A 1,494-nucleotide genomic window follows, 5' to 3' on the forward strand; every position below is an offset into this window, starting at 1 on the left:
ATACCAAAGAATATTGGAAATCATTTGTTTAATCAATTTAGTAACTTGATTTCAAATGAGAAGAGAGAACGAATGAAGCGGTTATTAAATTTATGTGATATTAATAGGACTTTAATAGGAGATTTGTTAATCCGATCTCTAGTCTGCCAAAAGTATAAAATGAATAATGAAGAAATTAGATTTATATATAATGAGTATGGAAAACCTTTTGTTGAAAACTTTTCTGACTTTCATTTTAATATTTCACATTCAGGAGAATGGGTGGTTTGTGGCACTGCTAATTCTAATGTAGGGATTGATATAGAGAAAGTTTCAGAAATAGAGGCTCTTAAATTAGCAAATGAGTTTTTTTCAGATGAAGAATTTTATGATATATCTAGTATGAATTCTGATGAACAAATTAATTATTTTTATGATATATGGACATTAAAAGAAAGCTATATAAAAACGATTGGAAAAGGGCTTTATATCCCGTTAAATTCATTTTCTATAAAAAAAGAGTCACGAACTTTAATCTCATATAAGAATATACCTAAAGACTTTTACTTTAGACAATATAGCATTGAGCCGAATTATAAGATATCTGCTTGTGCAACAAGGGAAGAATTTCCGCAGGATATAATAATTAAAGATATTTATACAATTTGCCAAAATATAAACAAATTTTAAAGTAAGGAGAAAATCAATGCAGAAGACTAAACTTTTTTGCTTTCCACATGCTGGGGGATCTGCGTTTAGTTACRCAAAATGGAAAAATTACTTTAATCCATATATTGAAGTAGTCCCAATAGAGTTAGCTGGTAGAGGATATAGAATTGAAGAAAGCTTGTACCAAAGTATGGAAGAGGCCGTAAATGATGTCTACACTAGTATAGCTAAGCAGATAGAGCATTCGCCCTATATTCTATATGGGCATAGCATGGGAAGTTTGATTGCCTATGAAGTAGCCAGAAAAATACAAGATTCTAAAAACGTATTGCMTGAATTTCTTGTTTTGTCCGGTAGAAACCACCCAAATAGTAAAATGAAAAATATCCGACATAATCTTTCTAACGAACAATTTAAAAGAGAAGTTATTGCAATGGGAGGTACACCGTCCGGGGTACTTCAATCAGAAGAATTAATGGGAATTTTTCTCCCCATTCTAAGAGCAGATTTTAAAATTGTAGAGACATATATACATAACAACAATATACGAGCATGTGACATTGATTTTCTTGTATTGAACGGAAAAAATGATGAATTAACTACATATGATGAGGTAAAAAAATGGAAACAATACACAAGTAAATCGTGTACCTTCAATTCATTTGAAGGTAATCATTTCTTTCTAAATGAAAATATTGAAGAAATAGCAAGTGGTATTATAAGAAAGTTAGAATCTAAAAGATTTTCAACTAGTTTTTAGAATATTTCTAGGTATACTTATGGTTGAAAAATAAAAATATTAAAGGTGAAAAATACAGGTTCTGTTGAAACATCATTGAATAAAGA

The 1,494-nt window shown here is 29.6% G+C and carries 2 protein-coding genes; both read left to right on the forward strand.

Features of this window, described 5'->3' with window-relative positions; genetic code table 11:
* The coding region (locus AC1DJR_RS29520) for a 4'-phosphopantetheinyl transferase family protein (RefSeq protein WP_477004204.1) at positions 1–669 on the forward strand (669 nt) is incomplete at its 5' end.
* A gap of 16 nt (positions 670–685) precedes the next feature.
* Entirely contained in the window at positions 686–1,408 is a 723-nt protein-coding gene (locus tag AC1DJR_RS29525) for a thioesterase II family protein (RefSeq protein WP_477004205.1), read from the forward strand.
* Positions 1,409–1,494: the final 86 nt, after the last annotated feature.

This window comes from Bacillus sp. 05T31 (assembly GCF_056396725.1).